Origin of the sequence: Curtobacterium guangdongense, assembly GCF_049341845.1 — a bacterium.
Classification (GTDB): domain Bacteria; phylum Actinomycetota; class Actinomycetes; order Actinomycetales; family Microbacteriaceae; genus Curtobacterium; species Curtobacterium guangdongense.
Genome location: NZ_JBMPIT010000020.1, coordinates 1 through 20,132 on the forward strand (window position 1 = coordinate 1; position 20,132 = coordinate 20,132).

The 20,132-nt window shown below is 71.1% G+C and carries 17 protein-coding genes; 4 read left to right on the top strand and 13 right to left on the bottom strand.

Features of this window, described 5'->3' with window-relative positions:
- Positions 1 to 207: 207 nt before the first annotated feature.
- From ACO0E1_RS18550 to ACO0E1_RS18600, 11 genes are all read right to left on the bottom strand, one after another.
- The gene (locus tag ACO0E1_RS18550) at positions 208 to 1,587 is read right to left on the bottom strand and encodes an MFS transporter (protein ID WP_422875519.1); all 1,380 of its coding nucleotides are present in this window, start codon (positions 1,585 to 1,587) and stop codon (positions 208 to 210) included.
- A gap of 49 nt (positions 1,588 to 1,636) precedes the next feature.
- Positions 1,637 to 2,680, bottom strand: a complete 1,044-nt coding sequence (locus ACO0E1_RS18555) for an NAD(P)-dependent alcohol dehydrogenase (RefSeq protein ID WP_422875520.1) — start codon at positions 2,678 to 2,680, stop codon at positions 1,637 to 1,639.
- The gene (locus tag ACO0E1_RS18560) at positions 2,677 to 3,861 is read right to left on the bottom strand and encodes an ROK family transcriptional regulator (RefSeq protein WP_422875521.1); all 1,185 of its coding nucleotides are present in this window, start codon (positions 3,859 to 3,861) and stop codon (positions 2,677 to 2,679) included. Before ACO0E1_RS18560 ends, ACO0E1_RS18555 begins: the two co-directional genes overlap by 4 nt.
- 102 nt (positions 3,862 to 3,963) lie before the next feature.
- A complete protein-coding gene (gene yicI / locus ACO0E1_RS18565) occupies positions 3,964 to 6,303 on the bottom strand; it encodes an alpha-xylosidase (RefSeq protein ID WP_422875522.1) in 2,340 nt (779 codons plus the stop codon).
- Positions 6,303 to 7,241 carry a carbohydrate ABC transporter permease gene (locus ACO0E1_RS18570; protein WP_422875523.1) on the bottom strand — a complete coding sequence of 313 codons (939 nt, stop codon included), beginning with the start codon at positions 7,239 to 7,241 and terminating at the stop codon, positions 6,303 to 6,305. The genes yicI and ACO0E1_RS18570 overlap by 1 nt, the downstream gene beginning before the upstream one ends.
- Positions 7,238 to 8,209, bottom strand: a complete 972-nt coding sequence (locus tag ACO0E1_RS18575) for a carbohydrate ABC transporter permease (protein WP_402728285.1) — start codon at positions 8,207 to 8,209, stop codon at positions 7,238 to 7,240. Before ACO0E1_RS18575 ends, ACO0E1_RS18570 begins: the two co-directional genes overlap by 4 nt.
- Before the next feature lie 97 nt (positions 8,210 to 8,306).
- The gene (locus tag ACO0E1_RS18580; protein ID WP_422875524.1) at positions 8,307 to 9,605 is read right to left on the bottom strand and encodes an ABC transporter substrate-binding protein; all 1,299 of its coding nucleotides are present in this window, start codon (positions 9,603 to 9,605) and stop codon (positions 8,307 to 8,309) included.
- A gap of 99 nt (positions 9,606 to 9,704) precedes the next feature.
- The gene (locus ACO0E1_RS18585; RefSeq protein ID WP_422875525.1) at positions 9,705 to 10,712 is read right to left on the bottom strand and encodes a LacI family DNA-binding transcriptional regulator; all 1,008 of its coding nucleotides are present in this window, start codon (positions 10,710 to 10,712) and stop codon (positions 9,705 to 9,707) included.
- Positions 10,713 to 10,853: 141 nt separating this feature from the next.
- On the bottom strand, positions 10,854 to 11,927 hold the full coding sequence (locus ACO0E1_RS18590) for a Gfo/Idh/MocA family protein (protein WP_422875526.1): 1,074 nt from the start codon (positions 11,925 to 11,927) through the stop codon (positions 10,854 to 10,856).
- Between the two features lie 8 nt (positions 11,928 to 11,935).
- Positions 11,936 to 12,625 (bottom strand): ThuA domain-containing protein, encoded by a 690-nt coding sequence (locus ACO0E1_RS18595; RefSeq protein WP_422875527.1) that lies wholly within the window; start codon positions 12,623 to 12,625, stop codon positions 11,936 to 11,938.
- Positions 12,626 to 12,654: 29 nt separating this feature from the next.
- Positions 12,655 to 13,836 carry a Gfo/Idh/MocA family protein gene (locus ACO0E1_RS18600; RefSeq protein WP_422875528.1) on the bottom strand — a complete coding sequence of 394 codons (1,182 nt, stop codon included), beginning with the start codon at positions 13,834 to 13,836 and terminating at the stop codon, positions 12,655 to 12,657.
- Positions 13,837 to 13,954: 118 nt separating this feature from the next.
- Here ACO0E1_RS18600 and xylA point away from each other — a divergent pair, with 118 nt between their 5' ends.
- The 3 genes from xylA (at position 13,955) to ACO0E1_RS18615 (ending at position 17,436) form a co-directional block, all read left to right on the top strand.
- A complete protein-coding gene (xylA, locus tag ACO0E1_RS18605; protein WP_422875529.1) occupies positions 13,955 to 15,148 on the top strand; it encodes a xylose isomerase in 1,194 nt (397 codons plus the stop codon).
- Positions 15,141 to 16,607 (top strand): xylulokinase, encoded by a 1,467-nt coding sequence (gene xylB, locus ACO0E1_RS18610; RefSeq protein ID WP_422875530.1) that lies wholly within the window; start codon positions 15,141 to 15,143, stop codon positions 16,605 to 16,607. The genes xylA and xylB overlap by 8 nt, the downstream gene beginning before the upstream one ends.
- Positions 16,608 to 16,713: 106 nt before the next feature.
- The gene (locus tag ACO0E1_RS18615; protein WP_422875531.1) at positions 16,714 to 17,436 is read left to right on the top strand and encodes a VIT1/CCC1 transporter family protein; all 723 of its coding nucleotides are present in this window, start codon (positions 16,714 to 16,716) and stop codon (positions 17,434 to 17,436) included.
- 46 nt (positions 17,437 to 17,482) lie between these two features.
- Here the strand turns inward: ACO0E1_RS18615 and ACO0E1_RS18620 are convergent, their stop codons facing one another.
- Complete coding sequence (locus tag ACO0E1_RS18620; protein WP_422875532.1) at positions 17,483 to 17,860, bottom strand: hypothetical protein; 378 nt, start codon at positions 17,858 to 17,860, stop codon at positions 17,483 to 17,485.
- Between the two features lie 117 nt (positions 17,861 to 17,977).
- Between ACO0E1_RS18620 and ACO0E1_RS18625 the strand changes: the two genes are divergently transcribed.
- Positions 17,978 to 19,399, top strand: a complete 1,422-nt coding sequence (locus ACO0E1_RS18625) for a protein kinase domain-containing protein (protein WP_422875533.1) — start codon at positions 17,978 to 17,980, stop codon at positions 19,397 to 19,399.
- A 28-nt stretch (positions 19,400 to 19,427) separates the two neighbouring features.
- Here the strand turns inward: ACO0E1_RS18625 and ACO0E1_RS18630 are convergent, their stop codons facing one another.
- Positions 19,428 to 20,090, bottom strand: a complete 663-nt coding sequence (locus ACO0E1_RS18630; RefSeq protein ID WP_420366553.1) for a peroxiredoxin-like family protein — start codon at positions 20,088 to 20,090, stop codon at positions 19,428 to 19,430.
- Positions 20,091 to 20,132 lie beyond the last annotated feature (42 nt).

Below are 20,132 nucleotides of genomic sequence, written 5' to 3' on the forward strand. Positions count from 1 at the left end.
CCCCCCGGCCACGACGCACCACGCCACCCGCAGGACGGCACGCGCCCAGCCGGGGCGGCGCGGTGCGGGCCCGACCCGCACCGCGCCTCCCGTCCGTGCGTGCGTTCTCACCCATGTCACGCGCGATGGAAAGCGGAATCGCGCGTAGGGGGTCCGATGATCGGACCGCCTACGCGCGATTCGACCTCCTACGCGCGTTTCGGCCGGCTACGCGGCGGGCGCGACCGGATCCTCGCGCTTGACGAAGGCCATCAACACCAGGCCGGCGACGAGGACCACGACGATGCCGATGATGCCGAAGCGCGTCGACCCGCCGATCGTCACCGCGATGCCGAACATCGCCGGGGCGATGAACGCCGCAGCACGCCCGGTCGTGGCGTACAGGCCGAAGAGCTCGCCCTCGCGGCCGGGGGTCGCGAGCCGCGCGAGGTACGCCCGCGACGAGGACTGCACGGGCCCGACGAACATGCACAGGGCCAGACCGAGCACCCAGAAGCCGATCTGCGCCGTCCCGACGAACAGCACCGCGAGACCGCAGACCGCCAGCCCGACGAGTGACACCATGATGATCGCCCGCGAACCGAACCGGTCGTCGAGCCGGCCGGACAGCGCCGTGGAGATGCCCGCGACGACGTTGGCGACGATCGCGAACATGATGACGCCCGACGCGCTGAACCCGAACACCTGCGCGGCGATGATGCCGCCGAAGGTGAAGACCGCGCCGACGCCGTCGCGGAACACCGCGCTGGCGATGAGGAAGGCGAGCACGTTCCGACGCTCGCGCCAGAGCCGCGCGATGTCCCGGCCGAGGTCGCGGTAGGCGGAGAACAGGTTCCCGCGCTGGTCGGGAGCGCGCTCCGCTTCGGGAACGACGAGGAACAGCGGGATCGAGCTCACCGCGAGCCACACCGCGGCGATGCCGATCGCCACGCGGACGTCCCACTGCCCGGTCGCGACGGTCGCCGGCAGGTTCAGGAGCCCGGCCGTGTCACCGCCGCCGAAGTCCTGGATGCAGAGCACGAGCAGCAGCACGAGCAGGACGATGCCGCCGAAGTAGCCGGCCGCCCAGCCGATCGCCGAGGCCCGGCCGGTGCGGGGACCCGGTGCGACCTGGCCGAGCATGGCGTTGTAGCCGACGCAGGCGATCTCGTACGCGACGGTCCCGATGCCGATGAGCGCTGCGCCGAGCACCAGGTACGGCTGGCTCGGTGCGACGAACACCATGGCACCGATCGATAGCGCGACCCCGATCGTGGCGATGAGCACCGACCGACGACGGTGTCCGGACGAGTCCGCGAGCCGGCCGACGGCGGGTGCGACCAGCGCGACGACGATGCCGGCGATCGTGAGGGCCGTCGACACCACGGCGGCGTTGTGGGCGAGCTCGCGTTCCACCGCACGTGCCGCGGTGGCCGAGGAGTCCGCGGCCGCGACGAGGGCCGGGTCGACGAACGCGCGGCTCGCCAGGTAGGTGGAGAACACGAACGTGGTGACGACGGCGTTGAACGCCGCCGATCCCCAGTCCCAGAGTGCCCAGGAGACGAGGGCGCGACGATCGGTGCGCTGCGGCGGGGGCACGACGGTCATGGGCGAACCGTAGCGCGTCCGGGTGTCCCGCCGGTGCCCCCGTTCCTGGTCACGCCGTCGGCACGCCGTGCGGGTAGACGACCGACTTCAGGGAGTCCGGGTCGGTGTCGCTCTCGAGGGCCTCGCGGACCTGGTCGAGCCCGAACCGTCCGGTGACGAGCGAGTCGAGGTCGACCTGTCCCGATGCGACGAGCCCGATCGCGACCGGCCACGTGCCCGTGTACCGGAAGATCCCGGTGACGGTGACCTCGAGGTTCTGGATGTGCTCGACGGGCAGCGTCATCTCGGAGTTCCCGAGTCCGACGAGCACCGCTGCACCGGCGGGACCGACGGCCTTGATGCCGTCCGACACCGCACGGGGCGCACCGCTGGCGTCGATGAAGGCGTCGACGGGCGCGATGTCCGAGGCGACCGAGACCACGGTGGGGTCGACGACCTCGGTGGCGCCGTAGGACAGCGCACGCTCACGGCGTTCGGGGACGAGGTCGCTGATGACGATCCGGGTCGCCCCGAACGCCTTCGCTGTCTGGGCGCAGATGATCCCGATCGGACCGGCACCGGCGATCAGCACGGACGATCCCGGCACGATCCCGGCCTTCCGCACCGCGGCGATCCCGACCGAGAGCGGCTCGAGCAGGGCACCGGCCTCGAACGACACCGAGTCGGGCAGGGTGTGCGCGAACTCGGCCTCGATGGTGACGAAGCCCGCGAAGGCGCCGTCGACCGGGGGTGTGGCGTAGAAGCGCATGTCCGGGCAGAGGTTGTAGCGCCCGGCGAGGCACTGTGCGCACCGGTGGCACGGGCGCTGCGGCTCGACGGCGACACGCTCCCCCACGCGTCCGGGGTCGACACCGTCGCCGACCGCGACGATCGTGCCGGAGAGCTCGTGGCCGAGGACGAGCGGCGACGAGACGACGAAGTCCCCGATGCGCCCGTGCCGGAAGTAGTGCACGTCGGAGCCGCACACGCCGACGGCGGCGACCTCGACGAGGACGTCGCCCGGGTCGACGGCGGGGACGGGGCGGTCCTCGATCGTGAGGTCGTCCTGCCCGAGGAGGACGCTGACGCGCTGGGTCTGCTGGTCCGTGGTCACGGGGTACCCGCTTTCTGTCGTTCGGATGGACGTGCTGTCAGGGTGTGGACGCGCGCTGGGTCGTCGAGCAGCTCACGGAACCCGATCTCGGCGGCGCCGCGGAGCAGCACGTCCGACCCGAGTTCGGCGGGCACGATGCGGACCCGGTCCACCATCGCGGCCATCGACTGCGCCCGGACGGCCTCGAGCACGCGGTCCCCGACGTGGCCGAGCAGCACCCCGAGGAACCCACCGAGGACGACCACCTCGGGGTTGACGGTGTGGATGGCGTTGCGGAGGCCGGTCGCGAGCGCGGCCACCTGCCGGTCCACGACGCGCTCGACCTCCGGACCGCCGGCCGCGAGGGCATCGGCGAGTGCCGGCAGGTCGTCCGCCGGCACACCCGTCACGGCGACGAGGGCCGCGCGCGATGCCTCGGTCTCGAGGCAGCCGATGGCGCCGCAGTGGCAGCGGATCCCGTTGTCCGCGACGAACGTGTGGCCGAGCTCCCCGGCGTACCCGTCCGCACCGCTCAGGGGCTGCCCGGCACTGATCACCCCGCCGCCGATGCCGCTCGCGCCGCCGTTCAGGTACACGAGGTCGGACACCCCGCGGCCGGACCCGTACAGGCGCTCCGCCCACGCGCCCAGGTTGGCGTCGTTCGCGACGCGCACGGGCAGTCCGGTCGCGGCGGCGAGTGGTTCGGCGAACGGCTCGTCGCGCCAGCCGAGGTGCGGCGCGTCCCGCACGAGACCGTCCTCGACGCGGACCGTGCCGGGGATGGAGACGCCGACCCCCACCAGGCGCGCGGGACGGTCGTCGAGGAGCCTCGCGACGATCTGCACGGCCTCCTCGGCGGTGGGTCGGTCGTCGGTGTGCTCGGTGACCCGGGACCGGATGCTGCCGTCGAGGCCGACCATGGCCACCGTCACGGCGTCGATCTCGACCGTGACGGCGGCCGCCACGACGTCGGCCGACGCACGGACCACCGGGCTCGGTCGTCCGACCCCGGTGGCCGCGCCGTCCTCGGTCTCGAAGGCCAGGCCGAGCTCGACGAGTTCCCCGACGAGGGCCAGGGTCGTGGAGCGGTTCAGCCCGGTGGCGCGCGTCAGGTCCGCGCGGGTGAGCGGTCCCTCCTGGTGGACGAGTCGGAGCACCCGCGCGGTGTTCCGGTTGCCGCCGGCCGGTGTGTCGCGCTGCATGGTGCCCTTCCGGTCGACCGTCCGCGGTTGCTCCAGGTCCCTGCTCTCATCATGGCGCGGCACCGGCGTTCCCGCCAGCATTTTGTGGTGCTGCGCAACAAATCAGAGCTGAACCCGCGCCGTACCACCCATCGCCTCGGTGGTCGGGCCGTCGGCGACCGCCAGCCGCCACCCGTCCGGCAGCGGACCGGTGGCCGACACCGACGACTCGTCGCCCGACACGGTCGAAACCGTCCAGACCTCCGACCGCCCGTCGGGTGCGGTCACCCGGACGTCCACGCTGCCGGTCGTCCCCGCGGGGAAGGCCCGGAGCTCGAGCGCCGCCAGGTAGTCGTGGTCCGGACGGTCGGTGCGGGTCGAGAGCGGCAGCACCGCTCCCCCGCGGACCCACAGCGGCAGCGTGTCGAACCCGTGCCGCTCGGTGCGCCACACCCCGCCGGTGACGACCTCGCCGGTGAACCAGTTCGTCCACGACCCGGCCGGCAGGTAGTACTGCACGTCGCCGGACTCGCTGAACACGGGCGCGACGAGCAGGTCGGACCCCAGCATGTACTGCCGGTCGCAGTACGCCGCCGTCGGGTCGTCCGGGAACTCGAGCAGCATCGGTCGCATCACCGGCAGCCCGCGCTCCGATGCCTGCAGACCGAGCCCGTAGAGGTACGGCATCAGGCGGAGCTTCAGGCGTGTGAACGCCCTGGTCACCTCGACCGCCTCCTCGTCGAATGCCCACGGGACGCGGTAGGAGCTGCTGCCGTGGAAGCGGCTGTGCGAGGAGAGCAGCCCGAACTGGACCCAGCGCTTGAAGACCGCTGGGTCCGGGCGTCCCTCGAACCCGCCGATGTCGTGCGACCAGAACCCGAAGCCGGACAGCGCGAGCGAGAGGCCACCGCGGAGGGTCTCCGCCATCGACGGGAACGACGAGGTGTTGTCGCCGCCCCAGTGCACCGGCATCTGCTGGCCGCCGGCCGTGGCCGAGCGTGCGAAGAGCACGGCGTCACCGGCGCCGCGCGCTTCTTCCAGGACCTCGAACACGGCCTCGTTGTACAGCTGCGTGTACCAGTTGTGCATGCGTTCCGGATCGCTGCCGTCCGCCCACGTCACACCGAGCGGGATCCGCTCGCCGAAGTCGGTCTTGAAGCAGTCGACGCCCTGGTCGACGAGCGCGCGGAGCTTGCCCTGGTACCAGGCCTTCGCGTCCGGGTTCGTGAAGTCGACGAGCCCCATGCCGGCCTGCCAGAGGTCCCACTGCCAGACGGTGCCGTCGGGGTTCCGCACGAGGTACCCGGCCGCCGCCGCCTCGTCGAAGAGCGGGGAGCGCTGCCCGATGTACGGGTTGATCCACACGCAGACGCGCAGGTCCTTGTCGTGCAGCCGGCCGAGCATGCCGGTCGGGTCGGGGAAGACCCGGGGGTCCCACTCGAAGTCGCACCAGTTGAACTCGCGCATCCAGAAGCAGTCGAAGTGGAAGACGCTCACCGGTAGGTCGCGCGCGGCCATCTCGTCGACGAAGGACGTGACCGTCGCCTCGTCGTAGTCCGTGGTGAACGAGGTCGACAGCCAGAGGCCGTACGACCACGCCGGCACGTGCGCCGGACGGCCGGTGAGCGCGGTGTAGCGCTCGATGACCCCGGCCGGGGTCCCGCCGCCGATGACGTGGAACACGAGGGACTCCCCGGGGACCGAGAACTGCACGCGCTCGACCGCCTCGGAGCCCACCTCGAACGACACGTGTCCCGGGTGGTCGACGAGCACGCCGTACCCGCGGTTCGTCAGGTAGAACGGCACGTTCTTGTAGGCCTGCTCGCTCGACGTGCCACCGTCGGCGTTCCAGATGTCCACGGTCTGGCCGTTCTTGACGAGCGGACCGAACCGCTCGCCGAGCCCGTAGACCAGCTCCCCGACCCCGAGGTCGAGCTGCGCGTGCACGAACGTCGAGGACGTCGGCGCGTCCGCGCCCTGCACCCGTGCGTTGCCGACGACCCCGCGGGAGACCTCGGCACCCGGCGCCAGGGTGACGTGGCCGAGCGACTTGTGGCCACTGCCGGTCAGCTCCCGGTCGCCGGATCGGAACCGGAGGTCCCACGGCGCCCCCGGGGTGACGACGGCCGAGAGGTCCCCGGACGTCAACGTCCCGACACCGTCGGTCAGCGTGGCCGTCCCGTGTCCCGGCTCCTTCCCGACGAGGTCGAAGGACAGTTCGGGCCGCGGGGCCCGGAAGTGCTCGACGCGGACGGTGACGACGCCCTCCATGGGGCTCGACAGCGTGACCGTCAGCGTCGGCCGGTTGAGCGTGTCCCCGCGCGACTCGATGACCTTCGTCGGCGCGGTGACGACGAGGCGGTCGCCCGCCGGGGCGTGCACCGCGTCGATGTCGTGGGCCTCGTGCGCGTACAGGGGCTGGACGCCGGGTCGGAGTTGCCAGAACCCGTCGGTGAACTTCATTACTTGACCGCTCCTGCCGTGATGCCGCGCGCGAGGGTGCGCTGGAAGATGAGGAAGAACACGAGTGTCGGGATGAGCCCGAGGAGCGCCGACGCACTCGTGGTGGTGACGTCCATCAGCCGGTCGCCCTGCAGCAGGGAGATCGCGACGGGGACCGTCTGGTTGTCGTTGCTGACGAGGAACGTCAGCGGGATGAGGAACTCGTTCCACGTCCAGATGAAGAAGAAGATGAGCAGCACGGACAGCGTCGGACGGCTGATCGGCACGATCACGCGCCACAGCACCCGCCAGCGTCCGGCGCCGTCGAGCGCGGCCGCCTCGAGGATCTCCTTCGGGAAGGTGCCGTACACGCTCGAGAGCAGGTACGTCCCGAACGCGGACTGGATCACGGTGAAGACGATGATCACGCTCCACACGTTGTCGTACAGCCCGATGCCCTTGAACATCATGTAGAGCGGGTAGAGGAGGACCTCCTGCGGGAGCATGTTGGCGAGCATGAACAGCACGACGATCCAGGTGCGGTACCGCACCCGGCCGATCCCGATCGCGAAGGCGTTCAGGATCGAGATGAGCACCGCGAGGATCGCAACCGAACCGCTGATGAAGACGCTGTTCCAGAGCTTCAGCGGGAAGTCGACGCGGTTCCAGAACGTCGTGATGCCGTCGAAGGAGATGTGCGCCGGCCACGCGAGCGGCCCACCGGCCGCGTAGTCCGCCGGCGTCTTGAACGAGTTGAGCAGGATGAGCAGGAACGGCGCGGCGATCAGGACGGCGATGACGATGCCGCCCGCCAGGACGATCCAGTCGGCCGGGCGCTTGCGCCCGCCCTCACCGGCGCTCTTCCGGCGCGTGGGGCCTCCGGCGGTCGGACTGGAGGCTCGGCGCGCATCCGTCACGGACGTCGCCTCGGTCGTCGGTGCTGACACGATCCCGGTCATCGGGCTTCTTCCTTCCGCTCGGCCCGGTTCTGGGCCGCGATGAACGCGATGGCGACGATGACGATTACGACGGTGAGCGCGGTCGCGATCGTCGCGCCGTACCCGACCTGCTGCGCCTGGAAGAACTGGCTGTACGAGTAGTAGCTCGGCACGATGGTCGCGTTGCCCGGGCCGCCACCGGTCAGCGCGTAGACCGGCCCGAAGACCTTCAGCGCAGCGATGGTGCAGGTGAGGACGACCACGAAGATCTCGGGCCGGATGATGTGCACGGTGATCGCACGGAAGCGCTGGAACCAGCCGGCGCCGTCGAGTTCCGCCGCCTCGTAGAGCTCCGGGTCGACGCGCTGCAGGGCGGCCATGAACACCACGACCGGGTACCCGATCTGCACCCAGACGAGCACGACCGCGACGGAGAGCAGCGCCGTGTCCGGGCTGCCGAGCCAGTTGTGCTGGAGGCCGCCGAGCCCGACCGCGTCGAGGATGACGTTGAGGGCGCCGTTCTCCGGCCGGAGGATCCAGCCGATGACGATCGCCGCGATGACCGCCGGCAGGATCTGCGGCAGGTAGTAGGTGGCGCGGAGGAAGCTCGCGAGCCGCCCGCCGAACTTCTTGCCGATCACGTCGAAGAGCGCGGCGGCGAGGACGAGACCGAGGCTCGTCGGCACGATCACCATCGCGAGGATCATCGCGATGCTGTTCCGGAACGAGATCCAGAACTGCCCGTCGGCCATCAGCCGCCGCCAGTTGTCGAGGCCCGTCCACTGCGGCGGGAGGATGCCCCGGTAGTTCGTGAACGACAGGTACACGTTCCAGCCGAGCGGCACGAGGATGATCGCCGCGAGCAGGACGAACCCGGGCAGCAGATAGAACCAGTAGCTGCCACGACCGCTCGAGGGCATGATGGCGCCGACGTCGGCGGGCCGGCGGCCACGCCGCCGGGGCGCGGTGACGGGAGGACTGGATGCCATGGCGGGCTTCCCTTCCGGGAGTGATGGGTGTTCTGGGGTGGTGGGGGTGGCTCGGGGCACGGTGCGGGGCGGACCCGCACCGTGCCTCCAGGCCGGGTCAGCCCGTGACGGCCTTGACGCCGTCCGCGTACTGCTGGCCGAGCTCGTCGTCGACCTTCGACGGGGAGCTGCTGCCGTTGACCACGCTCTGGAGCCCCGCGTTCAGCTGGTCGTAGAACGTCGACGTGGGCCAGTCCGGGTAGTACGCCAGACCGTCACGCTCGGTCAGCGTGTTGAAGTTGGCGATGAGTTCCTTGCTCTTCGGGTCCGTGATGTCGGACTCGTCCGCCGCAACGGGGACCCCGCCGTTGTTGCCGATGATCGCCTGGATCTCCGGACGCAGGGTGATGTCGATGAACTGCTCGGCGAGCTTCTTGTTCTTCGCCTTGGTCGGGACCACCCAGAGGTTGCCGGAGGAGCCGGGCGACATCTCGGCACCCGGGAACAGGAACGTGCCCCAGTCCTGCTGCATCTCGGTGGTGAAACGGCCGTACCACCACGAGCCGGAGAAGAACATCGGGTACTTGCCGCTGATGAACGCTGTTCCGGCGTCCTCGGCCTTCATGCCGGTGGAGTCGGACGAGATGTAGCCCTTGTCGGTCCAGTCCTTGACGGTCTTCGTCGCGGTGCTGATCTCCTTGCCGGAGAAGTCGACCGGGTTCTTGTACAGCTGGTAGTCGTCGACCCAGTCGCGGTCGGCCTTCTGGAGCGCCAGCTGGTACCAGAGCTGGCCGAGCGGGTACTCCGCCGCCGACTCGGCGAGCGGCGTGACGCCGGCTGCCTGGAATTTCGCCATGGCCGATTCGAGGTCGTCCATGGTCTTCGGGACCTCGACGCCGTACTTCTGGAAGAGCTCCTTGTTGTAGTAGAACTCGACGTACTCGCCGTAGTCGGGCACGCCGTACCAGGAACCGGAGCCCATCACGCCCTTGTCGTCGTAGCGCGCGGTGGTCTGCAGGGACTTGGCCAGCTTGTCGTCCCAGCCGTACTTCTCGACCGCGTCGTCGAGCGGGCTGAGGAGCCCCTGGCTGGCGAGGAGCCCGGCCGTGGCGTTGCCCTTGTTGTACTCGATGAGGTCAGGGGCCTGGTCGGAGTTGAGCGACTGGCTGGCCGTCTTGCGGATCTGCTCGAAGCTCTTCTCCTGGAACTCGACCTTCGCGCCGGTCTCCTTCTCGAAGACCTTGATGGACTCCTTCCAGGCCTTGCCCATGGCGGAGTCCTCGGACTCGTAGTGCCAGAGCTTGAGGGTCTTGCCGTCTTCGGCGGCACTGTCGCCGCCGCCGGCGGAGCAACCGCTGAGGACGACTGCGGCCGCGGCCAGCCCGGCGAGGGCGCCGAGCACACGGGACTTCTTCATGTCGCTACTTCCTTGTAGGGGTCGGTGGTTGTCGGTGGTTCTCGGGGTTGTCGAAGCGCTTCGACGATGCACGTCGATGAACGCGTTCGGTGGGTGGGCTCACTCGATCCGGCGGATGCTGCCGAGGTCGGTGAACCGTGGCGGGATGAGGGTCACGCCGGGCTCGTGGGCGCCGTCGACCTGGCGGACGGTGCGCTCCACGGCACCGCGGCACATCTCCTCGAGCGGGAGCGGGATGGTGGACAGCGGGGTGTCCATCGCCGTGGTGTCGTAGCTCGCACAGGCGGCGAGCACCGACAGGTCCTCCGGGACACGGATGCCGCGGGACGCCAGGTGGGCGAGGACCGTGTCGACGACCGGCTCGTTGCAGTGGAACACGAGCGCGGTCATGTCGGGTAGCTCCGCCAGGAGTCGATCCGTGGCGGCACGCTGGTCCGCCCGGTCGAGGGAGGGGTAGTGCGCGACGGTGGCGACCCCGGACGCGCGGCACTCGTCGTCGAACGCGTCCGCGAAGCGACGGATGAAGCCGGTGTGCCGCTCGACGTAGGTCGCCGGGTGCCCGATCACGCCGATGCTGCGGTGTCCGTCGGTGACGAGCCGACGGACCGATGCCCGGCCGGCCTCGGCGAAGTCGAGGTCGATGCAGGTCAGGCCGGTGGTGTCCCCCGGCACGCCGACGAAGGCGGCGGGGACACCGGATGCGCGGACGACGTCGGCGCGTTCGTCGTCGGTCGAGACCCCGAGGACGACGACGCCGTCGACGAGGGACGAGTGCGCGACCCGTTGGATGCCGGTCACCTCGTCGTCGCGTGCCAGCAGCAGGACGTCGTCGTCGTGCGCCCGAGCGGCCTCGACGACGGCGGTGACGAACCGCATGTGGGTCGGCAGGTGCGCGTCCGGTCGGATCGGCGCGGACAGCGCGAGGATGTCCGTGCGTGCACCGGCGAGCATGCGGGCTCCGGCGTTCGGGCGGTAGTCGAGCTCGGCCACCGCGCGGTCGATCCGGGCGCGGGTGGTGGCGGAGATCGTCCGCTTGCCGGAGAGGGCGTACGAGACGGTCGAGATCGAGACGCCTGCGGCCTTCGCCACCTCGTTGATCGTCACCATCGCGCACCTCCTCGTGCTCGTCGTCTGCGGTCGAAGCGAAGCGCTTCGACGACCTGCGACGGCGACGCTAACAGGACGGATGCGTCGACCGCAAGCCTTTTGTGGTTCTCGGCAACAAATCCACCACCCTGCCTGCTGTGATCACCAGGAGTCGGGCCGCGCTCCCGCCGGGACGAGGTCCGGTCGTTCCACGCGCGACGAGAGCTCGACCACGACGTGATCGCGCGACGCGGTCGCCACCGCCTCCATCACCTCGAGCACGTGGAACGCCAGGTCGCCGTTCGCCCGGTGCGGTCGATCGGTCTCGATCGCCCGCGTCATGTCCGCGAGTCCGTACCCGCGGCCGGCGTCCGCGTAACCGGCCTGCACCGGCAGCGCACGGAACGTCCGGTCGTCGGCCGTTGCGAGCTCCACCGGGTCGGAGAACCCGTTCGGGTCGGGTACCGCGAGCGTGCCCGTCGTGCCGTACACCTCGAAGAGCGGGGTCCTGGTCGCCCAGACCTCGAACGACACCGTGACCGAGGACACGACCCCGTTCTCGTGTTCCAGGACGGCGACGACGTGGGTGTCCACGTCGACCGGGATCGGGGTCCCTGCCGCCGGCCCGGTCGCGATGGTTCGCTCCCGGGTGGATCGGGTCGCACTGCCGCTGACACGGACGACGGGCCCGAAGAACGACACGAGGCTCGTCAGGTAGTACGGCCCCATGTCGAGCAGCGGGCCACCGCCCGGCTGGTAGTAGAACGCCGGTGCCGGGTGCCAGAGCTCGTGCCCGGGCGCGCTCCACGCCACGGCAGCGGCCACCGGCGTCCCGATCACGCCGTCGTCGAGCGCGGCCCGTGCGGTCTGGATCCCGGTGCCGAGGACGGTGTCCGGCGCGCTGCCGACCCGGAGTCCGGCGGTGCGTGCGAGCTCGAGGACCGGTGCCGCCTCCGCCGTCGACAGGGCCAGCGGCTTCTCGCCGTAGACGTGCTTGCCCGCGGCGAGCGCCCGGGTGGCGACATCGGCGTGCGCCGCGGGGATCGTCAGGTTGAGCACCACGTCGACGTCGTCGTGCGCCAGGAGCTCGTCGACCCCGAGCGCGGTGACCCCGTGCTCCCGAGCGACCGCTGCTGCACGCTCGGTGTCGAGGTCGGCCACCGCGGTGAGCCGGAGGTTCGGCAGGGACGGGAGGTGCTCGAGGTACTGCCGGCTGATGTTCCCGACGCCGACCATCCCGACCCTCAGCGCGCGGCCCACAGGAGCCCCCGTTCGATGATCGTGCGGACCGGCTGCTGCTCGACGACCTCGACGCGGTGACCGGGAGCCGAGACGAACACGCGTCCCTTCCCCCACTGCCGGGTCCAGATCGCGGGCGAGGTCACCGGGCGGTTCCACGCGTCCCACGGCCGGGCCTGCTGCGTGGTCGTGGCGAGGACGTCGTTGTACTCGTCGCTCAGCACCCAGTACTGCTCGGTCACCAGGTCGAAGTCCTCGATGCCTGCCGTGATGGGGTGCTCGTGCCCGAGCTCGGTGATGTGCACCGTGTACGGGACGTAGTTGTCGGACTGGTCGCCGACCCGTTCGTCCGGGTGCTTGCCGGCGTGGTGGGCGAACTGCCCGCCGATCATGTGCAGGTAGTCGGCGTTGTCGCGGTAGGCGTCGGCGATGCCGCCGTGCCACCCGGCCATGCCGGTGCCGGCGAGCACCGCGCGCTGCAGGCCGGCGAACTCGTCCGGTGCGATGGTGGTCATGGTGTTCACCTGCACGACGAGGTCGACGCCGTCCATCACGGAGGCGTCCGCGTAGACGGCCGTCGAGTCCGACACGCGGACGTCGAAGCCGTTGTCGCGCAGGAAGGGGATGAAGGTGTCGGTGGTCTCGACGGGCTGGTGCCCGTCCCAGCCGCCGCGGACGACGAGCGCGTGGCGCATGGGTTCCTCTCGGTGTGGTGCTGTCTCCGTCACGGGATCGCCGTCCAGCTGCTGCCGTCGGCGGCGCTGCGTTCGATGGCGTCGAGCACGCGCTGCACGTGCAGTCCCTCGGCGAAGGACGGTCGGGGCTCGGTGCCCTCGGCGATGGCGGTGACGAGGTCCGCGACCTCGTGCGTGAAGGTGTGCTCGTACCCGATCAGGTGTCCGCTGGGCCACCACGCCGCCATGTACGGGTGCTCGGGTTCGGTGACGAGCACGCGGGTGAATCCCTGCTCGCCGGCCGGGGCGGAGGCGTCGTAGACCTGGAGTTCGTTCATGGACTCGAGGTCGAACCGGATCGCGCCACTGGTGCCGCTCAGCTCGATCGTCAGACCGTTCTTCCGTCCGGTGGCGTAGCGGGTCGCCTCGAAGGACCCGACGGCCCCGTCGGCCGCTCCCCCGGCGAGCCGGCCGAGGAACCAGGCGGCGTCGTCGACGGTCACGGTGCCGCGCTCGGTCGACGCGGTGCCGGAGAGCCCGACGCCCTCCGCGAGCAGCGGTCGCTCGCGGACGAAGGTCTCGAGCGTGCCGGAGACGCTGGTGAGCGTCGCTCCGGTGATGTGCTCCACGAGGTCGATCGCGTGCGCGCCGATGTCGCCCAGCGACCCGGAGCCGGCCTGCTCCTTGTCGAGGCGCCAGGTCATCGGGCCGTCCTCGTCGGCGAGCCAGTCCTGCAGGTACAGCGCCCTGGCCTGTCGGACGGTGCCGATCCGACCGTCCTGCACGAGCCGGCGGGCGAAGGCGATCGCGGGCACCCGGCGGTAGCTGAACCCGACCATCGACCGCACACCGTGCTCGGCCGCCGAGGCCGCGGCCGCCGTCATCGCCTCGGCGTCGGCGACGGAGTTCGCGAGGGGTTTCTCGCAGAGGACGTGCTTCCCCGCACGGAGCGCCGCGATCGCGACCTCGACGTGCGACGCGCCGGGCGAGCAGACGTCGACCACGTCGATCTCGGGGTCGGCGACGACGGCACGCCAGTCGGTCGATGCACGCTCCCATCCGAGGTGCTCGCGTGCCGCCTCGGTCCGGTCGGGATCCCGCCCGACGATCACCGACATCTCGGGCTCGAGCCCCAGGGGGAAGAACCGGGCGACCGTGCGCCAGGCCTGCGAGTGCGCAGCCCCCATGAACCCGTGCCCGACCATCGCGACCCGCAGTCGCTCTGCTGCCATCCGCTCGCTCCCTTGCGATCGTGTGCTTGCCACGAACCACCCTACCGTTTATGTTGGGCGCGGCAACATTTTGCCAGGATCCCCCCGCAACGAAGTTCGACGAAGAACGGTGACCCCCATGGCGACCACGCCCACACGCGCAGACAAGTTCTCCTTCGGTCTCTGGACCATCGGGTACAACGGCTCCGACCCGTTCGGCGGTCCCACCCGCCCCCAGCTCGACGTGGTCGAGGCGGTCGAGAAGCTCGACGAGCTCGGCGCCTACGGCCTGACCTTCCACGACGACGACCTCTTCGCGTTCGGGTCGACCGACGCCGAGCGGCAGACCCAGATCGACCGGCTCAAGGGCGCGCTCGAGGCCACCGGGATCGTCGTGCCGATGGTCACGACGAACCTGTTCTCCGCCCCGGTGTTCAAGGACGGCGGCTTCACCTCGAACGACCGCCAGGTCCGTCGGTTCGCGCTCCGCAAGGTGCTGCGGAACGTCGAACTGGCCGCCGAGCTCGGCGCGAAGACGTTCGTGATGTGGGGCGGCCGCGAGGGCGCCGAGTACGACAGCGCCAAGGACGTGCAGGCCGCGCTCTCCCGCTACAAGGAGTCGGTGGACCTGCTCGCGCAGTACGTCACCGACAAGGGCTACGACATCCGGTTCGCGATCGAGCCGAAGCCGAACGAGCCCCGCGGCGACATCCTGCTGCCGACGCTCGGCCACGCGATCGCCTTCATCGACACGCTCGAGCGCCCGGAGCTGTTCGGCGTGAACCCCGAGGTCGGCCACGAGCAGATGGCGGGTCTGAACTTCACCGCCGGCATCGCCCAGGCCCTCTACCAGGGCAAGCTCTTCCACATCGACCTCAACGGCCAGCGCGGCATCAAGTACGACCAGGACCTCGTCTTCGGCCACGGCGACCTGCAGAACGCGTTCTCGCTCGTCGACCTGCTCGAGCACGGCGCGCCCCAGGGCGGCGTCGCGTACGACGGCCCGCGTCACTTCGACTACAAGCCGAGCCGCACCGAGGACATCTCCGGCGTCTGGGACTCCGCCGCCGCGAACATGCGCATGTACCTGCTCCTCAAGGAGCGTGCGCAGGCGTTCCGCGCCGACCCCGAGGTCCAGGCGGCACTCGCGGCGTCGAAGGTCGACGAGCTCAGCACCCCGACGCTGAACCCGGGCGAGTCCTACGACGACGTGCTCGCCGACCGCAGCGCGTTCGAGGACTTCGACGCCGACGCATACTTCGGCGGCAAGGGCTTCGGTTTCGTCCGGCTGCAGCAGCTGGCCGTCGAGCACCTCATGGGCGCTCGTGGCTGACCTCGTCGCCGGGGTCGACTCGTCGACCCAGTCCTGCAAGGTCACGATCCGCGACGCCGCCACCGGCGCCGTCGTCCGGGAGGGACGCGCGTCCCACCCGGACGGCACGTCCGTCGACCCCCGCCACTGGTGGGACGCCCTCGGCACCGCGGTCGCGGACGCCGGCGGGCTCGACGACGTGGCGGCGATCGCGGTCGCCGGCCAGCAGCACGGCATGGTCGTCCTCGACGCCGACGGCGCCGTCATCCGCGACGCGCTCCTCTGGAACGACGTCCGCAGCGCGGACGCGGCAGCCCAGATGGTCGAGGAACTCGGACGGGAGGCATGGGTCACCAGGACCGGTCTGGTCCCGGTGGCCTCGTTCACCGGGACGAAGCTGCGCTGGCTCCGCGACGCCGAGCCGGCGAACGCAGGCCGGGTGGCGGCGGTCGCACTCCCCCACGACTGGCTGTCGTGGCGGCTGCGCGGCTACGGTCCGGCCGACGAGAGCCCGCTCGGCCCCGACCTCGACGCGCTCGCGACCGACGGCTCGGATGCCAGCGGCACCGCGTACTGGGACCCGGCGCGGAGGGCGTACGACCCGGAGCTGTTCGAGCTCGCCCTCGGACGGTCGATGCGGGTGGCCGGCGAGTCCGGTGGCGACGTGGTCGTCCCGCGGGTCGTCGAGGCCGACCAGCCGATGGGCACACTCGACACCGACGTGCCACTGCCCGGTGGTGGGGTCGCCCACGGCGGCCTGGTCGTCGGTGCGGGCACGGGGGACAACGCGGGCGCGGCCCTCGGCCTCGGGCTCGGACCCGGCGACGTCGCGGTGTCCCTCGGGACCAGCGGGACCGTCTTCGGCGTCACCGACACCGCGGTGGCGGACCCGAGCGGCACGGTGGCGGGCTTCGCCGACGCGACGGGGGCGCGCCTCCCGATCGTCACGACGCTCAACGCGGCCCGCGTGCTCGAGGTGATCGGCGGCCTGCTCGGCGTCGACCACGGCGAGCTGGGTCGACTGGCGCTGGCGGCGCCGGCCGGGGCCGACGGCCTCGTCCTGGTGCCGTACTTCGTCGGCGAGCGCACCCCGAACCGTCCGGACGCCACCGCGTCCCTGCTCGGGATGACCCCGGCGACCACCGATCGGGAGCACCTCGCCCGCGCCGCGGTCGAGGGCATGCTCTGCGCACTCGCCGACGGACTGGCGGCCGTCGAGGCCACCGGCGTCACGGTCGAGCGGCTGCTGCTCATCGGCGGTGCCGCACGCAACGAGGCCGTCCGCACGGTCGCCGCGCAGGTGTTCGGACGCGACGTGCACCTGCCGGAACCGGGCGAGTACGTCGCAGCGGGTGCCGCACGCCAGGCAGCGTGGGCGCTCACCGGGACCCTGCCGCCCTGGAGGATCGACACCACCACCGTCGCCGCGGATCCGCACCCCGAGGTGCTCGAGCAGTACCGCGCCGCGGCGGCCTCCTGACGAGCAGCCGAGGGACCGAGTGAGGAAAGGCTGCCCTGACAAACCCCAGGTCAGGGCAGCCTTTCCTGGCTAGCGACATTCTCTCCGGAGTGCTTTGCTGTCCGACATGGCCACCACCACCGTTCCCGCACTGCCGACCGCGTCGCCCGCTGGGTCCACGAACGCGGCCAGGCTCAACTGGCTGCGTGCCGGTCTGCTCGGGGCGAACGACGGCATCGTCTCCGTCGCCGCCGTCGTGGTCGGTGTCGCCGGTGCCGGCGCACCGGTCGGCCCGGTCCTCGCTGCCGGTGGAGCCGCCCTCGTCGGCGGCGCCGTCTCGATGGCGCTCGGCGAGTACGTCTCGGTGAGCGGTGCCCGTGACGCGCAGCGCACCGGGCAGGCTGCCCGTGCGGCCCGTCGAGCCACCGACGCGGCCCGGCCCTCGGACATCGCGGCCGCCTACCGCTCGATCGGGGTCTCCGACGACGTGGCGCGGTCGATCGCCTCCGAGCTCGACCGCCCGGAGGTCCGCGAGCACTGGACCGCCGCCGAGGAACAGGCCGCGCAGGACGAGGTCGTCAGCCCGTGGCGAGCGGCATGGGTCTCTGCGGCCACGTTCACCGTCGGCGGCCTGCTGCCGTTCCTGGCGACCGTGTTCGTGCCGGAGTCGGTACGCGTCGACGTCATCGTCGTGGCCGTGCTCCTGGCACTCGCCGCGACGGGTACGACGGGCGCCGTGCTCGGCGGCGCTCCCCGGGGCCGTGCTGCCACGCGCGTCGTGATCGGTGGCGCCGCTGCCCTCGCGGCGACGTGGCTCGCGGGCACCCTGCTCGGCGCGCACGCGCTCTGACGACGGTGGTCCGGCGTGGGGATCGTCGGGTCGCGCCGACCGGCCGTCACCGCCTGCCGGTGAGCGTTCCCCACGCACGCGCGAACGGGTTCTTCCGACGCTGCCAGCCGTGGTCGGCGAGGACCCGCTTCATCGGGTCGGCGACCCACGAGGACCTGAAGCTGAAGTACCCGCCGCCGTCCGGCCAGTTCCTCGAGCTCATCGACGCCTTGTAGACGCCCTCGTCGAGGAGGGTGACGTGCCAGTTCCAGGTGGCGTTGCCGACGAGGGTGACACCGCCGTCTCCGGTGGGCTGCCCGGACAGGTTCGTCGACCAGGTGCCGGTGATGCGGTCTCCCTCGGCGGTGACGACGATGGGGTGCTCACCCTGCCCGGTCAAGGCGATGAGCGCTGCGGTGACGTCGGCTTTCGGCGTGGGCTGCATGGGACCGATTCTGCCAACCGACCGACGGTGCCGTCAGCCGGTGTGCGCAGGCGGCGGTTCCGGCCGGCTCCGGGATGCGATGATGCATCTCGATCACCGGAACGAGAACGAGGAACGATGCCCCCGCTGGACGACCAAGGCCAGGAGGCCACGCTCCTCGCCGGGCGGTACCGCCTGGAGTCCGTCATCGGTCAGGGCGGCATGTCCGTCGTCCACCGCGCATGGGACGAGGTCCTGCACCGCCCGGTCGCGGTGAAGGTGTTCCACGCCGGCACGGTCGACATCGCGCGCCAGGAGACGGAGCAGGGCGTCCTGGCGTCCCTGCAGCACCACAACCTCGTGAGCCTGCTCGACGCGGGCGTCGTCGACGACCACGAGGGCCGCCACCGCCGGTTCATCGTGATGGCGCTCGTGACCGGACAGGACCTCGAGGCGCGTCTGGCCGTCGGGCCGCTTGCGTCCCGACACATCGCCGAGATCGGCTTCGACATGGCGGAAGCGCTCGACTACATCCACGCACGCGGCGTCGTCCACCGTGACATCAAGCCGTCGAACATCCTGCTCGTGGACTACGGCAACGACTCGGACCGTGCCAGGGCGAGCCTGACCGACTTCGGGATCGCCCTCGCCGAGGGGGTCGAACGGCTGACGGCCGACGGCGTGACCACCGGGACGGCCGCCTACCTCAGCCCGGAGCAGGCGAGTGGGTCCGACGTCGGACCCGCGAGCGACGTGTACTCACTCGGACTGGTCCTGCTCCAGTGCTTCACACGACGGCGGGAGTTCCCCGGGTCGCTCGTCGAGTCGGCGGTCGCCCGGCTGTCCCGTGACCCGGTCGTCCCCGAGCCCCTGCCGGCGCACTGGAGCGGACTCCTCTCCGCGATGACCGCGCGCGACCCCGCATCGCGGCCGACCGGGGCTGCGCTCGTGGCGTCGCTCCGGGACGTCGTGATCGCCGACTCCTCGAGCGCCGACCACGTGGTCGAGCCGACGACACCCGTGCCGCCTCGACCCGCCGAGAGCGGCCGTCCGACGACGCTCGACGTCCTGCCGGAGGAAGCGCTCCGCCGCACCACCGCCATGGCCGCACGACTCTTCGACGCACCGATCGCGCTGGTCGAGGCGCTCGACGAGGACCGGGAGTGGTCGCAGTCGTACATCGCGGACGGCGTGGACGACGCCGCCCGGCACATCAGTTTCCGGAACGGGTTCGCCCCGGTCGCGGTCCCGGTGGTGATCCCCGACGGTTCGACCCACCCGGAGATGCGCGACAGCCCGCTCGTCACCGGCCCCCTCGGCATCCGCTTCTACGTCAGCGTCCCGTTGCTGCGGCACGACGGAGCCCCGATCGGGACCCTCGCGGTGCTCGACACGCGGGCCAGGACCGCGACCGAGGCCGACCTCGCGAACCTGCGGGACCTCGCGGCGCTGGCGGTCGCGCAGCTCGAACTCCGACAGGAGTCCCTCCGCTCCACCAGCGACGCGCTCCCGCTCGTGCCCGGTCCACCCGCACCGGATGGACCGGTCGCCCAGGCCTGACCAGCACGCTCCGACCGGTGCGTCGCGACTACCTCGTCGCGCGCTCGACGGCGTCGAGGATCGTGGCGACCTCGGTCCTCGTGGTGTAGTCGACCTTGACGTCGGCGAACCGCACCACTCCGTCGGCGTCGAGGACGAACACGGAGGGGAACGGGATCCGAGCGGTCGCGTCGGCATTGCTGTCCGCGACGTCGAACCCGAGCGCGGTGTGCGCCCGCCGCGCGTCGGCACTCGGCTCGGTGACGATCCCGATGCGTTCGGCGAGCGCGTTGCCGACGTCGGACAGCACGGCGAACTCGAGCTCGCCGTTCGCGACCGCCTGCTCGGACGCCTCCGGCGTCTGCGGCGAGATCGCGATCAGGGAGACACCGCGCTCGCGCAGGGCCGGCAGCAGCTCCTGCTGGTAGGTCCGGAGCGTCAGGTTGCAGTAGGGGCACCACGCACCCCGGTAGAACACGAGGACGCTCACGCCGTCCCCACGCGCGTCCCGCAGGCCCTGCGCGTCTCCGGTCGCCGTCAGGAGCTCGGCGTCCGGGAAGACGTCGCCCTCGCCGATGGCCGTCTCCGGCACCCCGGCAGCTCGGAGATCCTCCTGCTCACCGTCGAACACCGCTGAGAGCTCCGGCCCGATCTGCTCGGTGAACCCCTCGTTGAACGTGTCGACCTGCGTGGCGATGGACGGTGCTGGCATCTCGGGACCTCCGGGTTCAGGCACGGCCGACGCGGCCGTTCC